Below are 16,295 nucleotides of genomic sequence, written 5' to 3'. Positions count from 1 at the left end.
CGCCCTGCCCGCACTCAGGCCGGCCGCAGCACCACGACCCCGCCCGGCAAATGGGTCACCGAGGCGCCATAGGCATCGCGGATGAGCGCCACCACGTCATCCAGGCGCTCCAGCGGAAAGCTGGCCTGCACCAGATTGCGTCCCAGCGCATCGCCCATCAGCACCAGCCGGCCGCGGCGATAGCGGTTGACCTCATCGACGACCTCCGACAAGGGCACCTTGTTGAACACCAGCAGGCGGCGCTGCCAGGCCAGGGCGGCCGGGCTGGCGGGCTCGACCTGGCCACGCTCGCCCGGACCGAGGGCCAGCTGCTGGTCGGCGCCCAAGCTGACCGTGCGGGCGCCATATTCCACCTCGACTTCTCCGCGCATGCAGGTCACGCACAGGCGATCGCCGAGGCTGCGCACATTGAAGCGGCCCGCCCGCGCCACCACCGTGCCTTGCCCCGCGCGCACCCGCAGCGGCGCCGCCCCCGGCGGCCGGCTGCCCAGGGCGAACTCCGCCTCGCCCGAGTGCAGCGTCAGCGCGCCGGGCGCGGGCGCCGACAGCCGGGTCTGTGTATTCATCAGCACCTGCACATCGCCGGCCAGTTGGATTTCGCGCTGTTCGCCGGTGGCGGTGTGGAAATCGGCGCCCATCTCGGCCAGGCCCGGCCACAGCCCCAGGGGCGGGCGCAGGGCCAGATAGACCGCGCCGGCGGCGGCCGCCGTGCCCAGGAAAGCCCGCCGCGCCAGCGCCGGACGGCCGCGCCCGGCCGGGGCCAGGGTTTCGCGATGGGCCACGCGGCGGGCCGCCGGCTCCAGCTCGCGCCACACCGAGCGCGCCTGGGCGAAAGCCGTGGCGTGCAGGCGGCTCTGGCGGCACCAGCGCGAGAAAGCCTGGCCCTCGCCGGCCGTCACCTGGCCGGAAGCCAGCCGCACCACCCATTGCTGCGCCTCGCGCCACAGCGCGGGCGGTATCGCCGCATCGGCAGGCTTCATACCCGGCCTCCTCGCGCGCGCCGGCCCAGGCGATCGCAGCAATAGGCCAGCCCGACGCGCAACTCGTTCTCCACCGTGCTCATGGACACGCCGAAACGCTCCGCGATTTCGCGGTGGGTGAGGTTTTCCACCCGGGCGGCCATCACAATGGCCCGCCGCCGGCGGGGCAAGGATTCCAGCGCCTCTTCCAGCGCCTGCAATTCCGAACGCGCGGCCACGATGCGCGCGGTGTCGGCCATTTCATCGGCCATGTCATACAGGGCTTCCACCTCATCGAGCGATAGCACGCGCGCCTCCCTGCGCCGGTTGTCCTCGGCGATATTGACCGCGATGCGGAACAGATAGGCCGAGGGGTATTCCACCTTGGCGTCATCGACCAGGGCGTCCACGCGCAGCCAGGCCTCCTGCATCGCGTCATTGGCCTGGTCCTCGCAGCCCAGGCGCAACTGCAGACGCTTGCGCAACGCCCCGTAATGGTTGAGAAACACCTCGCGCAGGCTGACCGACATCCCCGCTCCTCAATGCGCCGCCGCACGGCACACGGCCGCGGGATCGGCATGCTGGGTCAATAGAATGCCGACCGGCTGCTCCAAGCCCGGCGGAGGCGGGCGGTCCATCAACAGGCCGCGCAGCCGGTCGGGCAGGGCCGTGTCGCCCAGGCCGCTGCTGGAGACCAGCTCGGCCCGCTCGATGGCCCCTGCCGGGGTGAACCACAGCCGCAGGCCGGCGCGATAGCGTCCGAACGCCTCTGCCTGCGAATGGCACAAGGCGCGCGTGAGGGTGCGCTGGATGACGCCCGCATAGTTCTTCAAGGCCGCCTGGCCCTGCGGCCCGGGCGCGACCAGGGTGAATGCCGAATCGCTGACATAGCGGGCTTGCAGGGGTGTGCTGGCCAGCAGGCGGTCCAGCGCCTGGCGCGCCGTATAGCGGCCGCGCACCGCGCTGCCGTACTGCCCCTGGCTCAGTCGGCTGGAGACCAGCACCGACAAGCCCGTCGCCCGCGTATAGGCCAGCAGCGCGCCATCGAGCGGCTGGGCCGGGATATCGAACTGGATCAGTCCGCCCTCCGCGCCGGCATGGGCCGGCGCCAGGGCCATCAGCATGCCGGCGCAGGCCAGCATCCGCCCCATCTGGCGCAGCACCGATATGCCCGACCTATCCCCGCCCACCATACGCGCCTTCCCAAGAAGAAAAGGCGCCGCGCCGACACCGTCGCCTCTCGAGGGCCGTATCGTAGCCAGCGCGCATGACCGATCCGTTACAGCTGCTAACGGACCGGGCGGCCGTGGCGGTCAGGCCTGGGGCGCGCGCTCGGCGAGGGCTTCGAGCAGGGTGGCCGAGGGAGCGAAGAACAGGCCGCCGGTCACCGCGCGCGAGAAGTCCAGCAGGCGGTCGTAATTGCCTGGCGGCTTGCCGACGAACATGTTCTCCAGCATCTGCTCGATGGGCCGGGGCGAGCGCGCATAGCCGATGAAGTAGGTGCCGAACTCGCCATGGCCGGGGCGGCCGAAAGGCATGTTGTCGCGCAGGATCTTGACCTCGTTGCCCGCCTCGTCCTCCAGCGTGGTGAGCGCGCTGTGCGACCAGTCGGGCTTGGTCTCTTCGTCCAGTTCGATGTCCGAGAGCTTGCGGCGGCCGATGATGCGCTCCTGCTGCTCGACCGTGAGCGCGTTCCAGGCGGTCATGTCGTGCAGGTATTTCTGCACCAGGACGTAGCTGCCGCCACGGAAGCCGGGATCTTCGTCGCCGACCAGCGTGAAGGCCGGCACGGCCTCGCCCTCGGGATTCTCGGTGCCGTCGACAAAGCCGATCATGGCGCGCATGTCGAAATTGCGGAACCCCTGGACCTCGTCCACCACGTCGACCGCTCCTTGCAGGCGCGTCATGAGCTGGGTCAGCAGTTCAAAGCCCAGGTCTTGGCGGTCGGCGCGCACATGCAGCAGCAGATCGCCGGGGGTGGCGACGGCGCGGCGTTCACCCTCGCCGAATTCCCGGAAGGGATGCAGGCCGGCCGGCGCCGGACCGCCGAACAGGCGCGGCCAGACCTGGGCGCTGAAGGCCAGCACACAGGACAGCTGGCCGTCCGGCACGCGCTTGCCGACCGAGCGCACCAGCGCCGCGATATCGGCGCAGCACTCGCGCACCGTGGCGCAGCTGCGCGCATCGGGCTTGACCGTGGCGACCAGGAAAAAGGCGCTGCGCGTGACCGGCGCACAGACGGCCTGGGACAGGATGGACATGGTGAGGGACTCGCTCGGGAAGGGAAACGGAACGCCTAGAGCTCGGTGGCCTTGGCGCGGTGCATCCAGAAGGTGAAGCGGAATTTGTCGGCCGGATAGGTGCTGACCGTGATGAGGAATTTCTGCTTGGCCTGGTCGAGGTACTGGCGCGTGATTTCGAGCGCCGGCATGTGCGGCGTGGCCCGCAGATAGGGGGCGACCCCTTCGGATAGCGAGGTGGCCGCGATCTCCTGCTTGACGTCCAGCACGGCGCGGCCGGAGTTTTTTTCGATCAGGGTGCACAGCAGGCCGGTGCCATCCTGGATCTGGTCCAGGATGGGCAGGCCCTCCTTGGGATCGAGGTAGGCGTCGGTCCAGCACACCGGCGCGCGCTCGGGCGTTTTTTCGGTGCGCAGCATGCGGATCTTGAGCCACTTCTGGCCCGGGCGGCACTCCAGCGCGGCGGCCAGCTGCTCGTCGGCCACCGCATCGGAGATGTCGATGATGGTGCGTTCGGTGTAGCTGGCGTAGTTGACCAGGTCCTCGATGTTATGGAGCGACTTGGTGTAGCTGTTGCGCGTCTCCTTGGCCACGATCACCGTCCCGGCGCGGCGCTTGCGGCTGATCAGGCCCAGCCCTTCGACGATGTTCAGGGCCGACCGTATCGTGGTGCGGCTGACGCCATGTTCTTCGGCCAGGGCGACTTCGCTGGGCAGTTGGTCGCCGACCTGCAAGGGGCCTTCGGTGATTTGCTTGACCAGCACGCTCGCAAGCTCGGTGTAACGGACATCCATGGTGGGCTTCTTGATGGTGGCGCGGGCCGCCGTATTGTACCGAGCCCGTCCCCCGCCGCCGGCGCGCCGCCATGCCGATTGACGAAGCGGGCCGCCGCTCTCTAGAATAGTACGTACCATTAAATGGTATCTACTATTAAAACCGCGCGCTCACGCCGCTGGGAGGAGACCCCCTCATGTTGCAACGCATCAAATACCTGGCCCTGGGCTGTGCCCTCTTCACCCAGGCTTCGGCCTGGGCCGCCTACCCCGACAAGCCGGTCACCATCATCGTGCCCTTCCCCGGCGGACAGACGGGCGACATCATCGCCCGCACCGTGGGCGAACAGCTGGCCAGGAAGCTCGGGCAGCCTTTCATCATCGAGAACAAGGCCGGCGCCGGCGGCACGCTGGGCACCGGCTATGCGGCCCGCGCCCAGAACGACGGCTACACCTTGCTGTTGACCAGCACCGGGCCCTTCGCGATCGCGCCCTCGCTGTACTCGCGCCTGGCCTACAAGCCGCTGGAAGACTTCGCGGCGGTGGCCGATATCGCCGCCACGCCCCAGATCCTGGCCGTGGGCGCGCAATCCGGCATCCGGTCGGTCGCCCAGCTGGTCGAGGCCGCCAAAAAAGGCGACCTGTCGTATGCCTCGGCCGGCAACGGCTCGACCCAGCACCTGACGATGGAGGTCTTCAATGACGAGACCGGCATCAAGATGGTGCATATTCCCTTCAAGGGCAGCGCCGAAGCCCAGACCCAGGTCATCGGCGGGCTGATCCCGGCCACCTCCGATTCCCTGCCGGCCATCCTGCCGCAGATCAAGGCCAACAAGCTGCGCGCCCTGGCCGTGCTGGACAATGAACGCAGCCCTTACCTGCCCGATCTGCCCACGCTGCATGAACAGGGCTATCCAGCCTTCAGCACCGTGGCCTTCTTCGGCCTGCTGGCGCCCAAGGGCACCGACCCGCGCATCATCGAAACCCTCAACACCCAGGTCAACGAGATCCTGCGCGCGCCCGAGGTGGCACAGCGCTTCCAGACGCTGGCGCTCACCCCGGCCAAGCCCAAGACGGCCCAGCAATTCCAGGACTATCTCCGCGGCGAAGTCGCCAAATGGACGCGCATCGTCAACGACGCCCAGGTCAAGCTGGATTGAGGCCCCCTTCCCTCTTTGAATACGCCATGCGCCAAATACATACCGACCAGATCACCGACTGTATCGCCACCCTCTGCATCGAGGCCTGCCGCAAGCTGCCCGACGATGTACTGGCCGCCTTCGAACGCGCCCGCCAGACGGAAATCTCGCCGCTGGGCAAGTCCGTGCTGGTCAAGCTCATCGACAATGACCGCATCGCGCGCGAGAACGATGTCTCGTACTGCCACGACACGGGCCTGGCCATCGTCTATGTCGATGTGGGCCAGGACGTGCGCATCGTCGGCGGCGACTACCAGCAGGCCGTGCACGCCGGCGTGCGCAAAGGCTATGCCGAAGGCTATCTGCGCAAGTCCGTGGTGGGCGACCCGCTGCTGCGGGTCAATACCAATGACAACACGCCCGCCGTCATCCATACCGACATCGTGCCCGGCGACCAGATACGCATCACCGTGCTGCCCAAGGGCGGCGGCAGCGAAAACTGGAGCACGATGAAGTTCCTGCTGCCCGGCGAGGGCGTCGAAGGCGTCAAGCGCTTCGTGCTCAATGCCATCGAAGCGGCCGGCGGCGCGGCGTGTCCGCCGCTGACCGTGGGCGTGGGCCTGGGCGGCAGTTTCGACAAGGTCACCGAGATCGCCAAGAAGGCCATCCTGCGCGATATCGGCCAGCACCATGAGGCGCCCCATATCGCCGCCCTGGAGACCGAGCTGCTGGAGGCCATCAACCGCAGCGGCATCGGCCCGCAAGGCTACGGCGGCTCCAGCACCGCGCTGTGGGTGGCGGTGGAAACCTATGCCTGCCACATCACCGCCTTGCCGGTCGCCGTCAACATCCAATGCCACGCCTCGCGCCGCAAGACCGCCATCCTCTGAGGACTTCCGCATGGCCATTCATACGCTTTCCACGCCGCTGACTGACGAGGTCATCCGCCAATTGCATGTCGGCGACGAAGTGCTGCTCAGCGGCACGATCTACATGGCGCGCGACGCCGCCCACAAGCGCCTGGTCGATTTGCTCAGCCAGGGCCTGCCGCTGCCGGTGGACCTGCGCGGGCAGACGGTGTTCTACGGCGGGCCCGGCCCCACCATGCCCGGACACGCCATCGGCGTGGTCGCCCCCACGTCGGCCTATCGCATGGACCCCTATGCCACCGTGCTCTTTGACCACGGCGTGAAGGCCGCCATCGGCAAGGGCAACCGCGGCCCGGCCCTGCGCGAGAATTGCCGGCGCAATGTGGCGGTCTGCTTCTCGGCCATCGGCGGCATCTCGGCCACCCTGTTCGCCTGCATCAAGCGCGCCACCGTCGTGGCCTACGAAGACTTGAAGACCGAAGCCATCCAGCGCCTGGAGATCGAGGGTTTCCCGCTGCTGGTCACCAATGACGCGCATGGCCGCGACCTCTACGATGAGGAGGTCGCCAAATACCGTGCCCGGCTGGCCGGCTGATCCCGTCGTCATGTCCCCCCGCTTTGACCTGGCCGACCTGCGCCTGTTCATCCTGGTGGCCGAGGAGAAAAGCCTCACCCGGGCCGCCCGCGCCATGCCGCTGTCGCTGGCCGCCGCCAGCCTGCGCATCAAGGCGCTGGAGGCCCGGCTGGGCCTGCGCCTGCTGTACCGCGAGCCCACCGGCGTGACCCTGGCGCCGGCCGGCCTGACCCTGCTGCGCCACGCCCGGCGCATGATGCGGCATGCCGCGCTGCTGCAAAGCGCCATGGACCGCCACCGCCAGGAGATCACCGGCCATGTGCGCATCTACGCCAACACCACGGCCGTCAGCGAATTCATGCCGGCCGTGCTGCGCGACTTCCTGCGCGGCCATCCGGCCATCAGCGTCACGCTGGAAGAAAAGCTCAACCCGGATATCGCCCAGGGCGTGCGCGACGGCGCGGCCGACCTGGGCGTGGTCGCCGGACCGGTCGCCGTTCGCGGCCTGCGGGTCATCCCCTTCTCGACCGACCGCCTGGTGGTGGCGGTGGCCCACGGGCATGCGCTGGCCGCGCAAAGCGGGGTGCGCTTTGCCGCGACGCTGGACTATCCGCAAGTCGGCATGCACGCCGGCAGCAGCTTGCTGCATTTCCTGGAACAGCAAGCCGCCGAGGCGGGGCGGGCGCCCCAGTGGCGTGTGCAGGTCAGCGGATTCGACGCCCTGTGCCGCATGGTCGAGGCCGGCGTGGGCATCGGCATCCTGCCCGCCTCGGCGGCGCGCCGCCACCAGGCGGGCCTGACGCTGCTGGACCTGGACGAGGCCTGGGCGCGGCGCGAGCGCAGCATCGTCTTGCGCCAACCCGCGCCGCGCTACGTGCAGGCCCTGATCGCCGGCATACGCGCCGCTCAGTAAAAGCGCGGCACCAGCCGCTCATGCAGCCCGCGCAGCGCGGCCGGCCCCTGGAAGCGCCCGTCCTTGACCAGCACCTCTGCGTCGACCGAGAGGGTCTGGTCGAACACGACACCGTCGGGATGGTTTTCGCCGCCGCCCGGTTCCCACCAGGGCAGCCCCATGCCGATGGCGTTGGTCCCCGGCAGGCGGATGTCCTCGATGAAGTTGGTGCCGGTGAAACAGGCCGCCGGATGAAAGCCGAGCGTGAAATGCACGAAATAGCCGTACTCGCCATTGCCCGCGCGGCGCAGGGCCCGCTCCAGGCGCGGCGCGTCCTCCGCGCCCGCGCCCGAGAAACCCCGGATGCGGCCGTCGACCTCCAGCGTGATGGGACGACGCAGCGGCCGGTAGACCTCGTCGAACAGGGCCTGCAGCACGATGCGCCCGCGCACGCTGTCGAGCTGCGGATAGAGGCTCTGCGCGCCCGGCACCGTATGGATGCCGGGCACATTGGCCACGCGGTGGCGCTTGAGCTTGACGGGCTGCAGGATGAACCGGGCGTCGCTGCCCAGCGGGCAGGTGAAATGCGCCTCGGCGCCGGCGCGCGAGTCCAGGTACTCGGCCAGCGCCACCTGGAAATCCATCAGCGCGCCGAAATCCACGCCGCCGTAGACGCGCGCCAGGCTGGCGCCATCGGGCAGGGCCAGCAGGCCGTAGCGCACCCGTCCGGCCTTGATGGCCTCGTCATGCGGCGTCGAGCCGGCCATATAGGGAAAGCTGAAATCCAGCCACACGTCGGCCTGGGCGGCGGCGGCCGCGAAAGCCCGCGGCAGATAGGGGTCGGCCAACGCGCCCTGGAAAGGCAGCTTGGGCAAGGTCGCCAGCAGGGGCGTGGCCCCCGCCTCGCACACCGCCCCGAACACGGCATCGAGCAGTTCGGGGTCGGTGCGCGTATCGGCCGATATCAGCACGCACTCTCCCGCCTGGACGGCGAAATGCCCGCTCACCAGCACCCGGGCGGCGGCGGACAGACGATGATCTTTGATGGCGGACAGGCCCATCGAAACCCCCTTGTCGGCCCTCAGGCGGGCCGGTTCAGTTGAAAGACTTCGCGCGTGACGGCGTAATCCATATAGCCCAGCCGCGAGATGGCTTGCAGCCGCTCGGCCTTGACCATCCCGTCTTCGATCATGGCGTCATCGACATGGATGCCCAGCACGCGGCCGATCACCATGCGGCTGATCCAGCCCTCCTCGCTGCTGGGCAGCTCCAGGATGTCGTGCACCGCGCACTCCAGGTGGACGGGGGATTCCTTGACGCAGGGCGCCTTGACCAGCCGGGCGGGCACGGCGGTCACGCCGGCCAGGCCGAATTCGTCCACATCGCGCTCCACCGAGGCGGACGAGGCGTTGATGGCATCGCGCAAGGCATAGGTCGCGAGATTGACGACGAACTCGCCGGTCTCGCGGGCGTTCAGGACGGAGTCTTTTTCGCCGCCGGCCACGTGGCGGCCGTTGGCGCAGAACGCCACCATGGGCGGGCGCTCATTGACGGCCGAGAAAAAACTGAAGGGGCTCAGGTTGGGCACGCCCGCGCGCGAGCGGGTGGACACCCAGCCGATGGGGCGCGGAATGACGCAGGCCTTGAACGGGTTGTAAGGCAGGCCGTGGTCGTTGCGGTCGCAGTGATAGAACACAGGTCGCTCCTCGCTCAGGCCGCCGCGGTCTGGCGGGCCAGATCGCGCAGGTTGATCGCGTCATTCGCCAGGTCGGCCACCGATACCGGCGTGCGGTTGGCGATGAGCGTGGTCAGCGCCCGGCGCTCGCGTCCCATATTGGCCAGCACCGCGAAGGTCAGGCAGCCTTGATGCAGCGACAGGCTGATGAAGCGCCCGCTGGCCGGATCGCCGCGCACCACGGCCTGGTCCACCGGACCCGGCAGGCCCACGACCTGGAGGTTCATACCGAACTGGTCGGTCCACATCCAGGGGATCTCGTCATAAGCAGTCTCGCGGCCCAGCATGCTGCGGCACACGGCCACCGTCTGTTTCTCGGCGTTCTCCCAGGTTTCGAGCCGGATGCGGCGGCCGTAATGGCGGTTGGGGTGCGATGTCACATCGCCGGTGGCATAGACATCCGGCACGCTGCTGCGGCCGTGGGCATCGACCACGATGCCGTCCTCGCACTCGATGCCGGCCTCGCGCGCCAACTCCACGTTGGGCACCACGCCTATCCCCACCACCAGGGCGTCGGCGCGCCAGGTCTCGCCGGTCTGGCAGCTGACCTCGACGCCGTCGTCATGCGTCCGCACGCCCGTGACCACCCTGCCGGTCTGCAGCTTCACGCCATGGGCGCGATGCACCGACTCGACATAGCGGCCCACTTGCCGGCCGGTCACGCGGGCCAGCGGCACGTCGGCGGATTCCAGCACCGTCACTTCGCAGCCCAGGCCGCGCGCGGTCGCGGCGACCTCCAGGCCGATGAAGCCGCCGCCGATCAGCACGATATGGCGGCCCGGCACCAGCGCCTGGCGCAGCCGCAGCGCATCGTCGGCGCCGCGCAGCACATGCACGCGCGGATGCGCGGCGGGCAGCCCGGGGAAGGCGCGCGCCCGCGCGCCGGTGGCGATGAGCAGCTTGTCGTAGCGCAGCATGCCGGCCGTGGTGGACAGCACATGGCCCTCGGGGTCCAGCGCCAGCGCGCGCTGGCCCAGGAAGAGCTCGACGCCGTCATAGGCGGCGGCCGGATTGATCGCGCACTGCTCCAGCGTGCGCGCGCCGTTCAGATACTCCTTGGACAGCGGCGGACGCTCGTAGGGCAGATGGGTTTCCTCGCCCACCAGCACGATGCGCCCCGTATGGCCCTCCTCGCGCAGGACCCGCACCGCCTTGCCCGCGGCATGTCCCGCGCCCGCGATCACGATGGTTTCCGTCATTTATGCTTCCTTGTCAGCCGATACTCATGGGTGCGTCGGGCACCGCCTTTTGCAACTCGCCGGAAACTCCGGCTTCGCCGCGCGAACGCCCGCGCAGCGCCTGTTCAAGCCAGCCTGCCTCGGTGCGGGGTTCGGCGCCGAACAACAGCCTGGTATAGGGATGGCGCGGCGGCAGCACGTCGTCTCGCCTGCCGCTGTCGACCACCTTTCCGCCACGCATGACCGCGATGTCGTGCGCGATGCTCTGCACGGTGCCCAGGTCGTGGGTGATGAATATGTACGATACCCCGCGCTGGCGTTGCAGGCGGGCCAGCAGGGCAATGATGCCTTGCGCCACCAGAGGGTCCAGGGCCGAAGTGACCTCGTCGCAGATGATGACATCCGGCTGCGCGGCCAGCGCGCGCGCGATGCAGACGCGCTGCTTCTGTCCGCCGGACAACTCGCCCGGATAGCGGCGGGCCACCTCGGCCGGCAGCTCGATCTCGGCCAGCAGCTCATCGACGCGGCGCGCCACGGCCGGGGCCGGCAGGCCATGGTAGAAAGCCACCGGCCGGCCCAGCGATTCGCCGATGGTCAGCCTGGGGTTCAGCGCCGTGTCGGGCGTCTGGAACACCAGCTGGATACGCCGCAGGGTGTCCCGCGAGCGCTCGCGCAAGGCCGCCGGCAGCACCTGGCCATCAAAGCGCAGCGTCTGCCGCGGCCCGGGCACCAGGCCTACGATGGTCTTGGCCAGGGTGGACTTGCCGCTGCCGGACTCGCCCACCACGGCCAGCGTGGTGCCGCGCCGCAGCCGCAGCGAGACATCGTGCAGCACTTGCACCGGCCCGTAGCTGAGCGACAACCCGTCGACCGACAGGATGGCGTCCTCCTGGCTCACGGGCTCGGGCGCGCCGCGGTGGCGGCTGACCGCCAGCAGTTCGCGGGTGTAGCCGCGCGCCGGGTCATCGACCACCTGGCGCGCCGGCCCCGCCTCCACCAGCTCGCCGTGGCGCAAGACCATGATGCGGTCGCAGATCTGCGACACCACGGCCAGGTCGTGGCTGATATAGAGCGCCGCGCTCTGCTGGCCCTGGATGGCCTTCTTGATGGCCGCCAGCACCTCCAGCTGCGTGGTCACGTCCAGCGCGGTGGTGGGCTCGTCGAAGACCACCATCTCCGGCTCGGACACCATGGCCATCACGGTCATGGCGCGCTGCAGCTGTCCGCCCGAGACCTGGTGCGGATAGCGTTCGCCGAAGTGCTCCGGGTCGGGCAGGTCCAGCTTGCGCAGCAAGGCCACCATGCGCTGGCGCGCCGCCTCGCGGGGCATGCCGTCGCGCACCAGGGTTTCGGTCATCTGCCGGCCCAGGGTATAGGCGGGATTGAAGGCGGCCGATGCCGACTGGGCGACATAGGTCAGCTTGCGGCCCAGCAGGCGATTACGCTGGGCCAGCGGCATGGCCAGCAGGTCCTGGCCGCGGTAGAGCACCTGGCCGCCCGCGTGACGCACGCCGGCGCGCAAGTGTCCCAGGGCCGCCAGGCCCAGGGTGGACTTGCCCGCGCCCGATTCGCCGATGATGCCCAGCACCTCTCCGGCGCGCAGCGTCAGGCTCAGGCCCTTGAGCAGTTCGCGCGAGGGCGTGGCGGAGGTGGCCAGGCGCAGATCCCGGATATCGATCAATGGCGAGGTCATCTCAAGCATCCTTGCGGCGCAGCAGGGCGTCCGCCAGCAAATTCACACAGACCGCCACGACGGCGATCATGCCCGCCGGAAACAGCGGCGCGGTCAGGCCGAAGCCGATGGCCGGCGCGTTATCGCGCACCATCCCGCCCCAGTCGGCGGCCGGCGGCGGCACGCCCAGGCCCAGGAAACTGAGCGAACTGATGAACAGCAGGCTGAACATGAAGCGGATGGCCAGCTCGGCAGCCAGCGGCCCCATGGCGTTGGGCAGCAGTTCGCGGCCCAGCAGCCAGCCCAGGCCTTCGCCGCGCAGCCGGGCGGCCACTACATAGTCCTGCACGGCGATATCCATGGCCAGCGAGCGGGTGAGCCGGAAGATGCGCAGGCACTCGAACAGCACCAGCACGGCGATCAGGACCGGAATGGAATTGCCCAGCAGCGAGATCACCAGCAAGGCGAAGATCAGCGGCGGAAACGACATCAGCAAGTCCACCACGCGCGAGAGCACCGCATCGACGGCGCCCGAGCAAAAGGCGGCCACCAGGCCCAGCCCCGTGCCCAGCGCGAAGGCGCCGGCGGCGATCACAGCGGCCAGGGCCAGGCTGTTGCGCCCACCCTCGATCACGCGCGCCAGCATGTCGCGCCCCAACTGGTCGGTGCCGAAGGGATGCGCCCAGCTCATCGGGCTCCAGGGCTCGCCCACCATGTCGTCGGCGCCCACCGGCCAGAGCCAGGGCCCGGCGATCACGGCCAGCACCACCAGCGCCAGCACCAGCAAGGCAATGCGCGTCACCGCGCCCGAACGCCGGAAGGCGGCCAGGGCATTCATCATCGCCGTCATCGCGGGTGCCTCAGTTTGGGGTTGAAAGCCAGGGCCGTGACATCGGCCACCAGGTTCAGGCCGATATAGGCGGCGCCGAAGACCAGGCCGCAGACCTGCACGACCTGGATATCGCGTTTGGACACGGCGTCCACCATCCATTGGCCCATGCCCGGATAGGTGAAGATCACTTCGACCACCACCACCCCCACCACCAGATAGGCCAGGCTGATGGCCACCACATTGATGACCGGTCCGACCGCGTTGATGAAGGCGTGGCGCAGCACGATCTGGCCGGGGCTGCAGCCCTTGAGCCGGGCCATCTCGATATAGGGATGGGACAGCACGTTGATGACGGCCGCGCGGGTCATGCGCATCATGTAGGCCATGACCATGCAGACCAGGGTCAGCGCCGGCAGCACGATGCGCAATACCCGCTCGCCCAGCGCCATATCCGGATTGACGGTGGACAGCACCGGCAGCCAGCCCAGCTGCAGGCCGAACACCAGCAGCAGCACATAGCCCATGAAAAACTCCGGAAAGGAGATCGAGGCCAGCGACACCACCGAGATGACGCGGTCGGCCGCCGTGCCCTGCTTGAGCGCCGACAGCAGGCCCAGGGCCAGCGCCAGCGGCACGGCGACCAGCGCCGCGCTGACGGCCAGAAAAAGGGTATTGCCCAGCCGCTCGCCCAGCACCGGCGCGATGGGCATGCCCGTCACCAGCGACTGGCCGGCATTGCCGGCGGCCATGTCGCCCAGCCACGCCAGATAGCGGGTGGTGGCGGGCTCGTCCAGGCGCAAGGCCCGGCGCAGGTTCTCCACGGCCTGCGGCGTGGCGTCCTTGCCCAGCAGCGCCTCGGCCGCGTCGCCGGGCATGAGTTCGACAGCCATGAAGATGAACACCGATACCAGCCATAAAGTGATCAGGGCCCAGACCAGCCGGCGCCCGATCAATCGCAATAAGGTCATGCGGATTTCCCCCTTGTTATTCCGGACATGGGCGCGTGGGCGCGCCCATGCCTTCAGGCCAGCCAGCAGCGCTCGGCGATGCGGCAGCCGGCCAGTTCCATATTGGGCGCGCCCAGGTTGCCGCGCACCTTGGCGCTGGCCCCGTCCAGGAAGTTGTTGAACAACGGAATGACCGGCCCGCCGTCATCGCGCATCAGCGCCTGCATCTCCGCGTAGATCTGCGCCCGCTTGGCCTGGTCCAGTTCCGTGCGCGCGGCCAGCAGCAGCGCATCGAAGCGGGCGTTGGCCCAGTGCGTGTCGTTCCAGGCGGCCTTGGAAAAATAGGCGGTGGTGAAGATCTGGTCCGGCACGGCGCGGCCGGCCCAATAGGTGATCATGAAATCCTTGGAGCGCCACACGGTCTCCCAGTAGCCGTCCTGCGGCTCGCGCACCACATTGATGTTCATGCCCGCTTTCTCGGCATCCATCTTCAGCAGCACCGCCATGTCGATGGCGCTGGAGAAAGCCGCCGTCGAGGTGCGCAGGTCGATCGCCCCGCTATGGCCGGACTTCTTATAGTGAAAGCGCGCGCGGTCCAGGTCCTGCTCGCGCTGCGCCAGCGTGGCATCGAAGAAGGGCATGTAGCGGCCTACCGCGTGGTCATTGCCCAGCGAGCCATAGCCCATGAGCAGACGGTCCAGCATCTGCTTGCGGTTGATGGCGTACTTCATGGCCAGGCGCAGGTCCGGATTGGCGAAAGGCCCCCGGTCCGACCGCATATTGATGGCATAGAAGGCATTGCCGCTGGCATTGATGACCCGCAGGCTGGGCAAGCGCTCAAGCAGCTTGACCGTCTTGGGATCCAGGCGGTTGACGACCTGCACCTCGCCCGACTGCAGCGCCGCCAGGCGCGCGGCGTCGTCGTTGACCACATTGATCACGATCTCGTCGACGTGCGCGCGGCCTTCCTTCCAGTAGTTGGGATTGCGCTTGGCCAAAAAGCGCACGCCCGGCTCGTACTGCTGCAGGACGTAGGGGCCGGTGCCCACGCCATCTATGGTGGCCTGGCCGTCCGGCACGATGCTCAGGTGGTAGTCCGACAGCAGATAGTGCAGGTCGGCATTGCCGGTGGCGTGCACCACCTTGACCTGCATCGGCCCGGCCTTCTCGATCGTGGTGATTTCCTTGAGCAGGCCGGCGGCGCCCGACTTGGTGTCCGGTCCGGTGTGTCGACGCAGGGAGAACACGACGTCGTCGGCCGTCAGCGGCTTGCCATTGTGGAAAGTCACGCCTTCGCGGATATGGAAGATCCATTCCCGCGCGCCCGGGCCCACGTCCCAGCGCGTGGCGATCTCGGGAATGGCCTGGCCGTCTTCCGTGATCTCGATCAGGGTGTTGTACAGGGTGTAGTTGATGGTGCGCTCGACCGGCGAGCCGAAGCCGCCGCGCGCCGGATCCAGGGTATTGGTGGTCTGGCCGCCGGCCAGGCCCAGTTTCAGGCGGCCGCCCTTGACGGGCGTCTCGGCCGCCCGGGCCTGGCCGAAAGGCAGGACCAGGCCACAGGCCGCGCCCAGGCCCAGGGTGGCCGCTCCCTTGATGAGATCGCGGCGGGTAAGCGAAGAAGACAGATCGGCTTGCTTCATGCGGACTCCAGAACGGTCGTTGACACGGCGGAAAGATGCTGCGACAGCAAGCGGGCCACCTCATCGGGCCGCTCGACATGGGGGATGTGCCGCGTGCGCGGCAAGGCTTCGAAGCGGGCGCGCGGCAGGCGGGCCGCGGCCTGGCGGGCATCGGCGTAGGAGACCGTGACGTCGTCCTCGCCCCAGATCAGCATCAGCGGCAGGCGTTCGCCCAGGGCGGCCAGCCTGTCCGTCTGGATGTCGTCGTTGATGGATCCCAGGTAATAGCGGCCGATGGCCGCGAAGGACTCGGCCGCGCCGGCCGAATTGTTCATGCGCCAGGTTTCCTCGATATAGGCCTCGCTGACCCGCGCCGGGTCGTACACGCCCGCGCGCAGCCGTTCGGCCACCGCGTCCCGGTCCATCCGCGCCAGATAGCCCGCGGTCCACTCGCGCCGCTGCGGCGCCAGCGGCGCCAGGCCAACGGCGCCGATCAGCGCCAGGCTGCGCGCGCGGGCCGGATGCGTGGTGGCGAAAGCCGCGGCATGCAGGCCGCCCAGCGAAGAACCCACGACGTCCACCGCCTGCTGTCCCAGGCTGTCGAGCAGGCGGGCCAGCATGGCGGCATGGCCGGCGGCGCGATAGTCGAAATCCGGGCCTTTATAGGACAGGCCATGGCCCGGCAGGTCGATGGCCAGGCAGACACGGCCCTGGGCGGCCAGGCGGGCGCCCAGCTCGTCCCAGATCTCGGCATGCGAGCCGAGGCCGTGCACGCACAGCACGGCGGGACCGGCATGGCCCCATTGGCGCACGCGCACATTGATGCCGCCGGCATCGGCGAAATACTGGATGGGCCCGCCCAT

General features: G+C 68.8%; 17 protein-coding genes. 4 read left to right on the top strand and 13 right to left on the bottom strand.

All coding sequences use genetic code 11. The annotated features are described in order from the left end of the window. Positions 1 to 14 precede the first annotated feature (14 nt). From AXA74_RS08255 to AXA74_RS08235, 5 genes are all read right to left on the bottom strand, one after another. On the bottom strand, positions 15 to 980 hold the full coding sequence (locus AXA74_RS08255) for a FecR family protein (protein ID WP_032979381.1): 966 nt from the start codon (positions 978 to 980) through the stop codon (positions 15 to 17). Further along, a complete protein-coding gene (locus AXA74_RS08250) occupies positions 977 to 1,489 on the bottom strand; it encodes an RNA polymerase sigma factor (RefSeq protein ID WP_032962303.1) in 513 nt (170 codons plus the stop codon). The genes AXA74_RS08255 and AXA74_RS08250 overlap by 4 nt, the downstream gene beginning before the upstream one ends. A 9-nt stretch (positions 1,490 to 1,498) precedes the next feature. Then, positions 1,499 to 2,152 carry an STN domain-containing protein gene (locus tag AXA74_RS08245; protein WP_048939976.1) on the bottom strand — a complete coding sequence of 218 codons (654 nt, stop codon included), beginning with the start codon at positions 2,150 to 2,152 and terminating at the stop codon, positions 1,499 to 1,501. A gap of 120 nt (positions 2,153 to 2,272) precedes the next feature. Continuing rightward, positions 2,273 to 3,220, bottom strand: coding sequence for a Dyp-type peroxidase (locus tag AXA74_RS08240; RefSeq protein WP_032979382.1), 948 nt, complete (start codon positions 3,218 to 3,220; stop codon positions 2,273 to 2,275). Between the two features lie 35 nt (positions 3,221 to 3,255). Beyond that, positions 3,256 to 3,993 carry a GntR family transcriptional regulator gene (locus AXA74_RS08235; RefSeq protein WP_032979383.1) on the bottom strand — a complete coding sequence of 246 codons (738 nt, stop codon included), beginning with the start codon at positions 3,991 to 3,993 and terminating at the stop codon, positions 3,256 to 3,258. 176 nt (positions 3,994 to 4,169) lie between these two features. Between AXA74_RS08235 and AXA74_RS08230 the strand changes: the two genes are divergently transcribed. From AXA74_RS08230 to AXA74_RS08215, 4 genes are read left to right on the top strand one after another with little or no spacing between them, the layout of a single operon-like run. Continuing rightward, entirely contained in the window at positions 4,170 to 5,132 is a 963-nt protein-coding gene (locus tag AXA74_RS08230) for a Bug family tripartite tricarboxylate transporter substrate binding protein (RefSeq protein WP_032979384.1), read from the top strand. A gap of 26 nt (positions 5,133 to 5,158) precedes the next feature. Beyond that, positions 5,159 to 6,001, top strand: coding sequence for a fumarate hydratase (locus AXA74_RS08225; protein WP_029577355.1), 843 nt, complete (start codon positions 5,159 to 5,161; stop codon positions 5,999 to 6,001). Between the two features lie 10 nt (positions 6,002 to 6,011). Continuing rightward, the gene (locus AXA74_RS08220; RefSeq protein WP_029577356.1) at positions 6,012 to 6,575 is read left to right on the top strand and encodes a fumarate hydratase C-terminal domain-containing protein; all 564 of its coding nucleotides are present in this window, start codon (positions 6,012 to 6,014) and stop codon (positions 6,573 to 6,575) included. A gap of 10 nt (positions 6,576 to 6,585) precedes the next feature. Further along, positions 6,586 to 7,467: a LysR substrate-binding domain-containing protein gene (locus AXA74_RS08215; RefSeq protein WP_032956246.1), complete on the top strand. Its 882-nt coding sequence runs from the start codon at positions 6,586 to 6,588 to the stop codon at positions 7,465 to 7,467. On the opposite strand, the gene AXA74_RS08210 is transcribed toward AXA74_RS08215, so the two are convergent. Genes AXA74_RS08210 through AXA74_RS08175 form a run of 8 tightly spaced genes read right to left on the bottom strand, consistent with a single transcriptional unit; the run spans position 7,461 to position 16,295 of the window. Beyond that, positions 7,461 to 8,507, bottom strand: coding sequence for a M29 family metallopeptidase (locus tag AXA74_RS08210; RefSeq protein WP_029577358.1), 1,047 nt, complete (start codon positions 8,505 to 8,507; stop codon positions 7,461 to 7,463). The two genes, AXA74_RS08215 and AXA74_RS08210, sit on opposite strands and share 7 nt — an antisense overlap. Before the next feature lie 20 nt (positions 8,508 to 8,527). Continuing rightward, complete coding sequence (locus tag AXA74_RS08205) at positions 8,528 to 9,142, bottom strand: flavin reductase family protein (protein WP_032979385.1); 615 nt, start codon at positions 9,140 to 9,142, stop codon at positions 8,528 to 8,530. A gap of 14 nt (positions 9,143 to 9,156) precedes the next feature. Further along, entirely contained in the window at positions 9,157 to 10,380 is a 1,224-nt protein-coding gene (locus tag AXA74_RS08200) for an NAD(P)/FAD-dependent oxidoreductase (protein ID WP_032979386.1), read from the bottom strand. Positions 10,381 to 10,393: 13 nt separating this feature from the next. After that, positions 10,394 to 12,052: an ABC transporter ATP-binding protein gene (locus AXA74_RS08195; RefSeq protein ID WP_032979387.1), complete on the bottom strand. Its 1,659-nt coding sequence runs from the start codon at positions 12,050 to 12,052 to the stop codon at positions 10,394 to 10,396. Between the two features lies 1 nt (position 12,053). Next, positions 12,054 to 12,881 carry an ABC transporter permease gene (locus AXA74_RS08190; protein ID WP_230584588.1) on the bottom strand — a complete coding sequence of 276 codons (828 nt, stop codon included), beginning with the start codon at positions 12,879 to 12,881 and terminating at the stop codon, positions 12,054 to 12,056. Continuing rightward, positions 12,878 to 13,831, bottom strand: coding sequence for an ABC transporter permease (locus AXA74_RS08185; protein ID WP_032956205.1), 954 nt, complete (start codon positions 13,829 to 13,831; stop codon positions 12,878 to 12,880). Before AXA74_RS08185 ends, AXA74_RS08190 begins: the two co-directional genes overlap by 4 nt. A 53-nt stretch (positions 13,832 to 13,884) precedes the next feature. Next, complete coding sequence (locus AXA74_RS08180; protein ID WP_029577364.1) at positions 13,885 to 15,453, bottom strand: ABC transporter substrate-binding protein; 1,569 nt, start codon at positions 15,451 to 15,453, stop codon at positions 13,885 to 13,887. Continuing rightward, entirely contained in the window at positions 15,450 to 16,295 is an 846-nt protein-coding gene (locus AXA74_RS08175) for an alpha/beta fold hydrolase (protein ID WP_029577365.1), read from the bottom strand. The genes AXA74_RS08180 and AXA74_RS08175 overlap by 4 nt, the downstream gene beginning before the upstream one ends.

Source organism: Bordetella hinzii LMG 13501 (assembly GCF_001548475.1).
GTDB lineage: Bacteria > Pseudomonadota > Gammaproteobacteria > Burkholderiales > Burkholderiaceae_B > Bordetella > Bordetella hinzii.
This window is presented reverse-complemented; position numbering and strand designations above follow the sequence as displayed.

Coding starts and splice junctions, on each gene's coding strand:
- AXA74_RS08245 (WP_048939976.1), bottom strand. CDS start 2,152: ATGGTGGGCGGGGATAGGTCGGGCATATCGGTGCTGCGCCAGATGGGG.
- AXA74_RS08200 (WP_032979386.1), bottom strand. CDS start 10,380: ATGACGGAAACCATCGTGATCGCGGGCGCGGGACATGCCGCGGGCAAG.
- AXA74_RS08185 (WP_032956205.1), bottom strand. CDS start 13,831: ATGACCTTATTGCGATTGATCGGGCGCCGGCTGGTCTGGGCCCTGATC.
- AXA74_RS08235 (WP_032979383.1), bottom strand. CDS start 3,993: ATGGATGTCCGTTACACCGAGCTTGCGAGCGTGCTGGTCAAGCAAATC.
- AXA74_RS08240 (WP_032979382.1), bottom strand. CDS start 3,220: ATGTCCATCCTGTCCCAGGCCGTCTGTGCGCCGGTCACGCGCAGCGCC.
- AXA74_RS08195 (WP_032979387.1), bottom strand. CDS start 12,052: ATGACCTCGCCATTGATCGATATCCGGGATCTGCGCCTGGCCACCTCC.
- AXA74_RS08250 (WP_032962303.1), bottom strand. CDS start 1,489: ATGTCGGTCAGCCTGCGCGAGGTGTTTCTCAACCATTACGGGGCGTTG.
- AXA74_RS08180 (WP_029577364.1), bottom strand. CDS start 15,453: ATGAAGCAAGCCGATCTGTCTTCTTCGCTTACCCGCCGCGATCTCATC.
- AXA74_RS08190 (WP_230584588.1), bottom strand. CDS start 12,881: ATGACGGCGATGATGAATGCCCTGGCCGCCTTCCGGCGTTCGGGCGCG.
- AXA74_RS08175 (WP_029577365.1), bottom strand. CDS start 16,295: ATGGGCGGGCCCATCCAGTATTTCGCCGATGCCGGCGGCATCAATGTG.
- AXA74_RS08210 (WP_029577358.1), bottom strand. CDS start 8,507: ATGGGCCTGTCCGCCATCAAAGATCATCGTCTGTCCGCCGCCGCCCGG.
- AXA74_RS08225 (WP_029577355.1), top strand. CDS start 5,159: ATGCGCCAAATACATACCGACCAGATCACCGACTGTATCGCCACCCTC.
- AXA74_RS08255 (WP_032979381.1), bottom strand. CDS start 980: ATGAAGCCTGCCGATGCGGCGATACCGCCCGCGCTGTGGCGCGAGGCG.
- AXA74_RS08220 (WP_029577356.1), top strand. CDS start 6,012: ATGGCCATTCATACGCTTTCCACGCCGCTGACTGACGAGGTCATCCGC.
- AXA74_RS08215 (WP_032956246.1), top strand. CDS start 6,586: ATGTCCCCCCGCTTTGACCTGGCCGACCTGCGCCTGTTCATCCTGGTG.
- AXA74_RS08230 (WP_032979384.1), top strand. CDS start 4,170: ATGTTGCAACGCATCAAATACCTGGCCCTGGGCTGTGCCCTCTTCACC.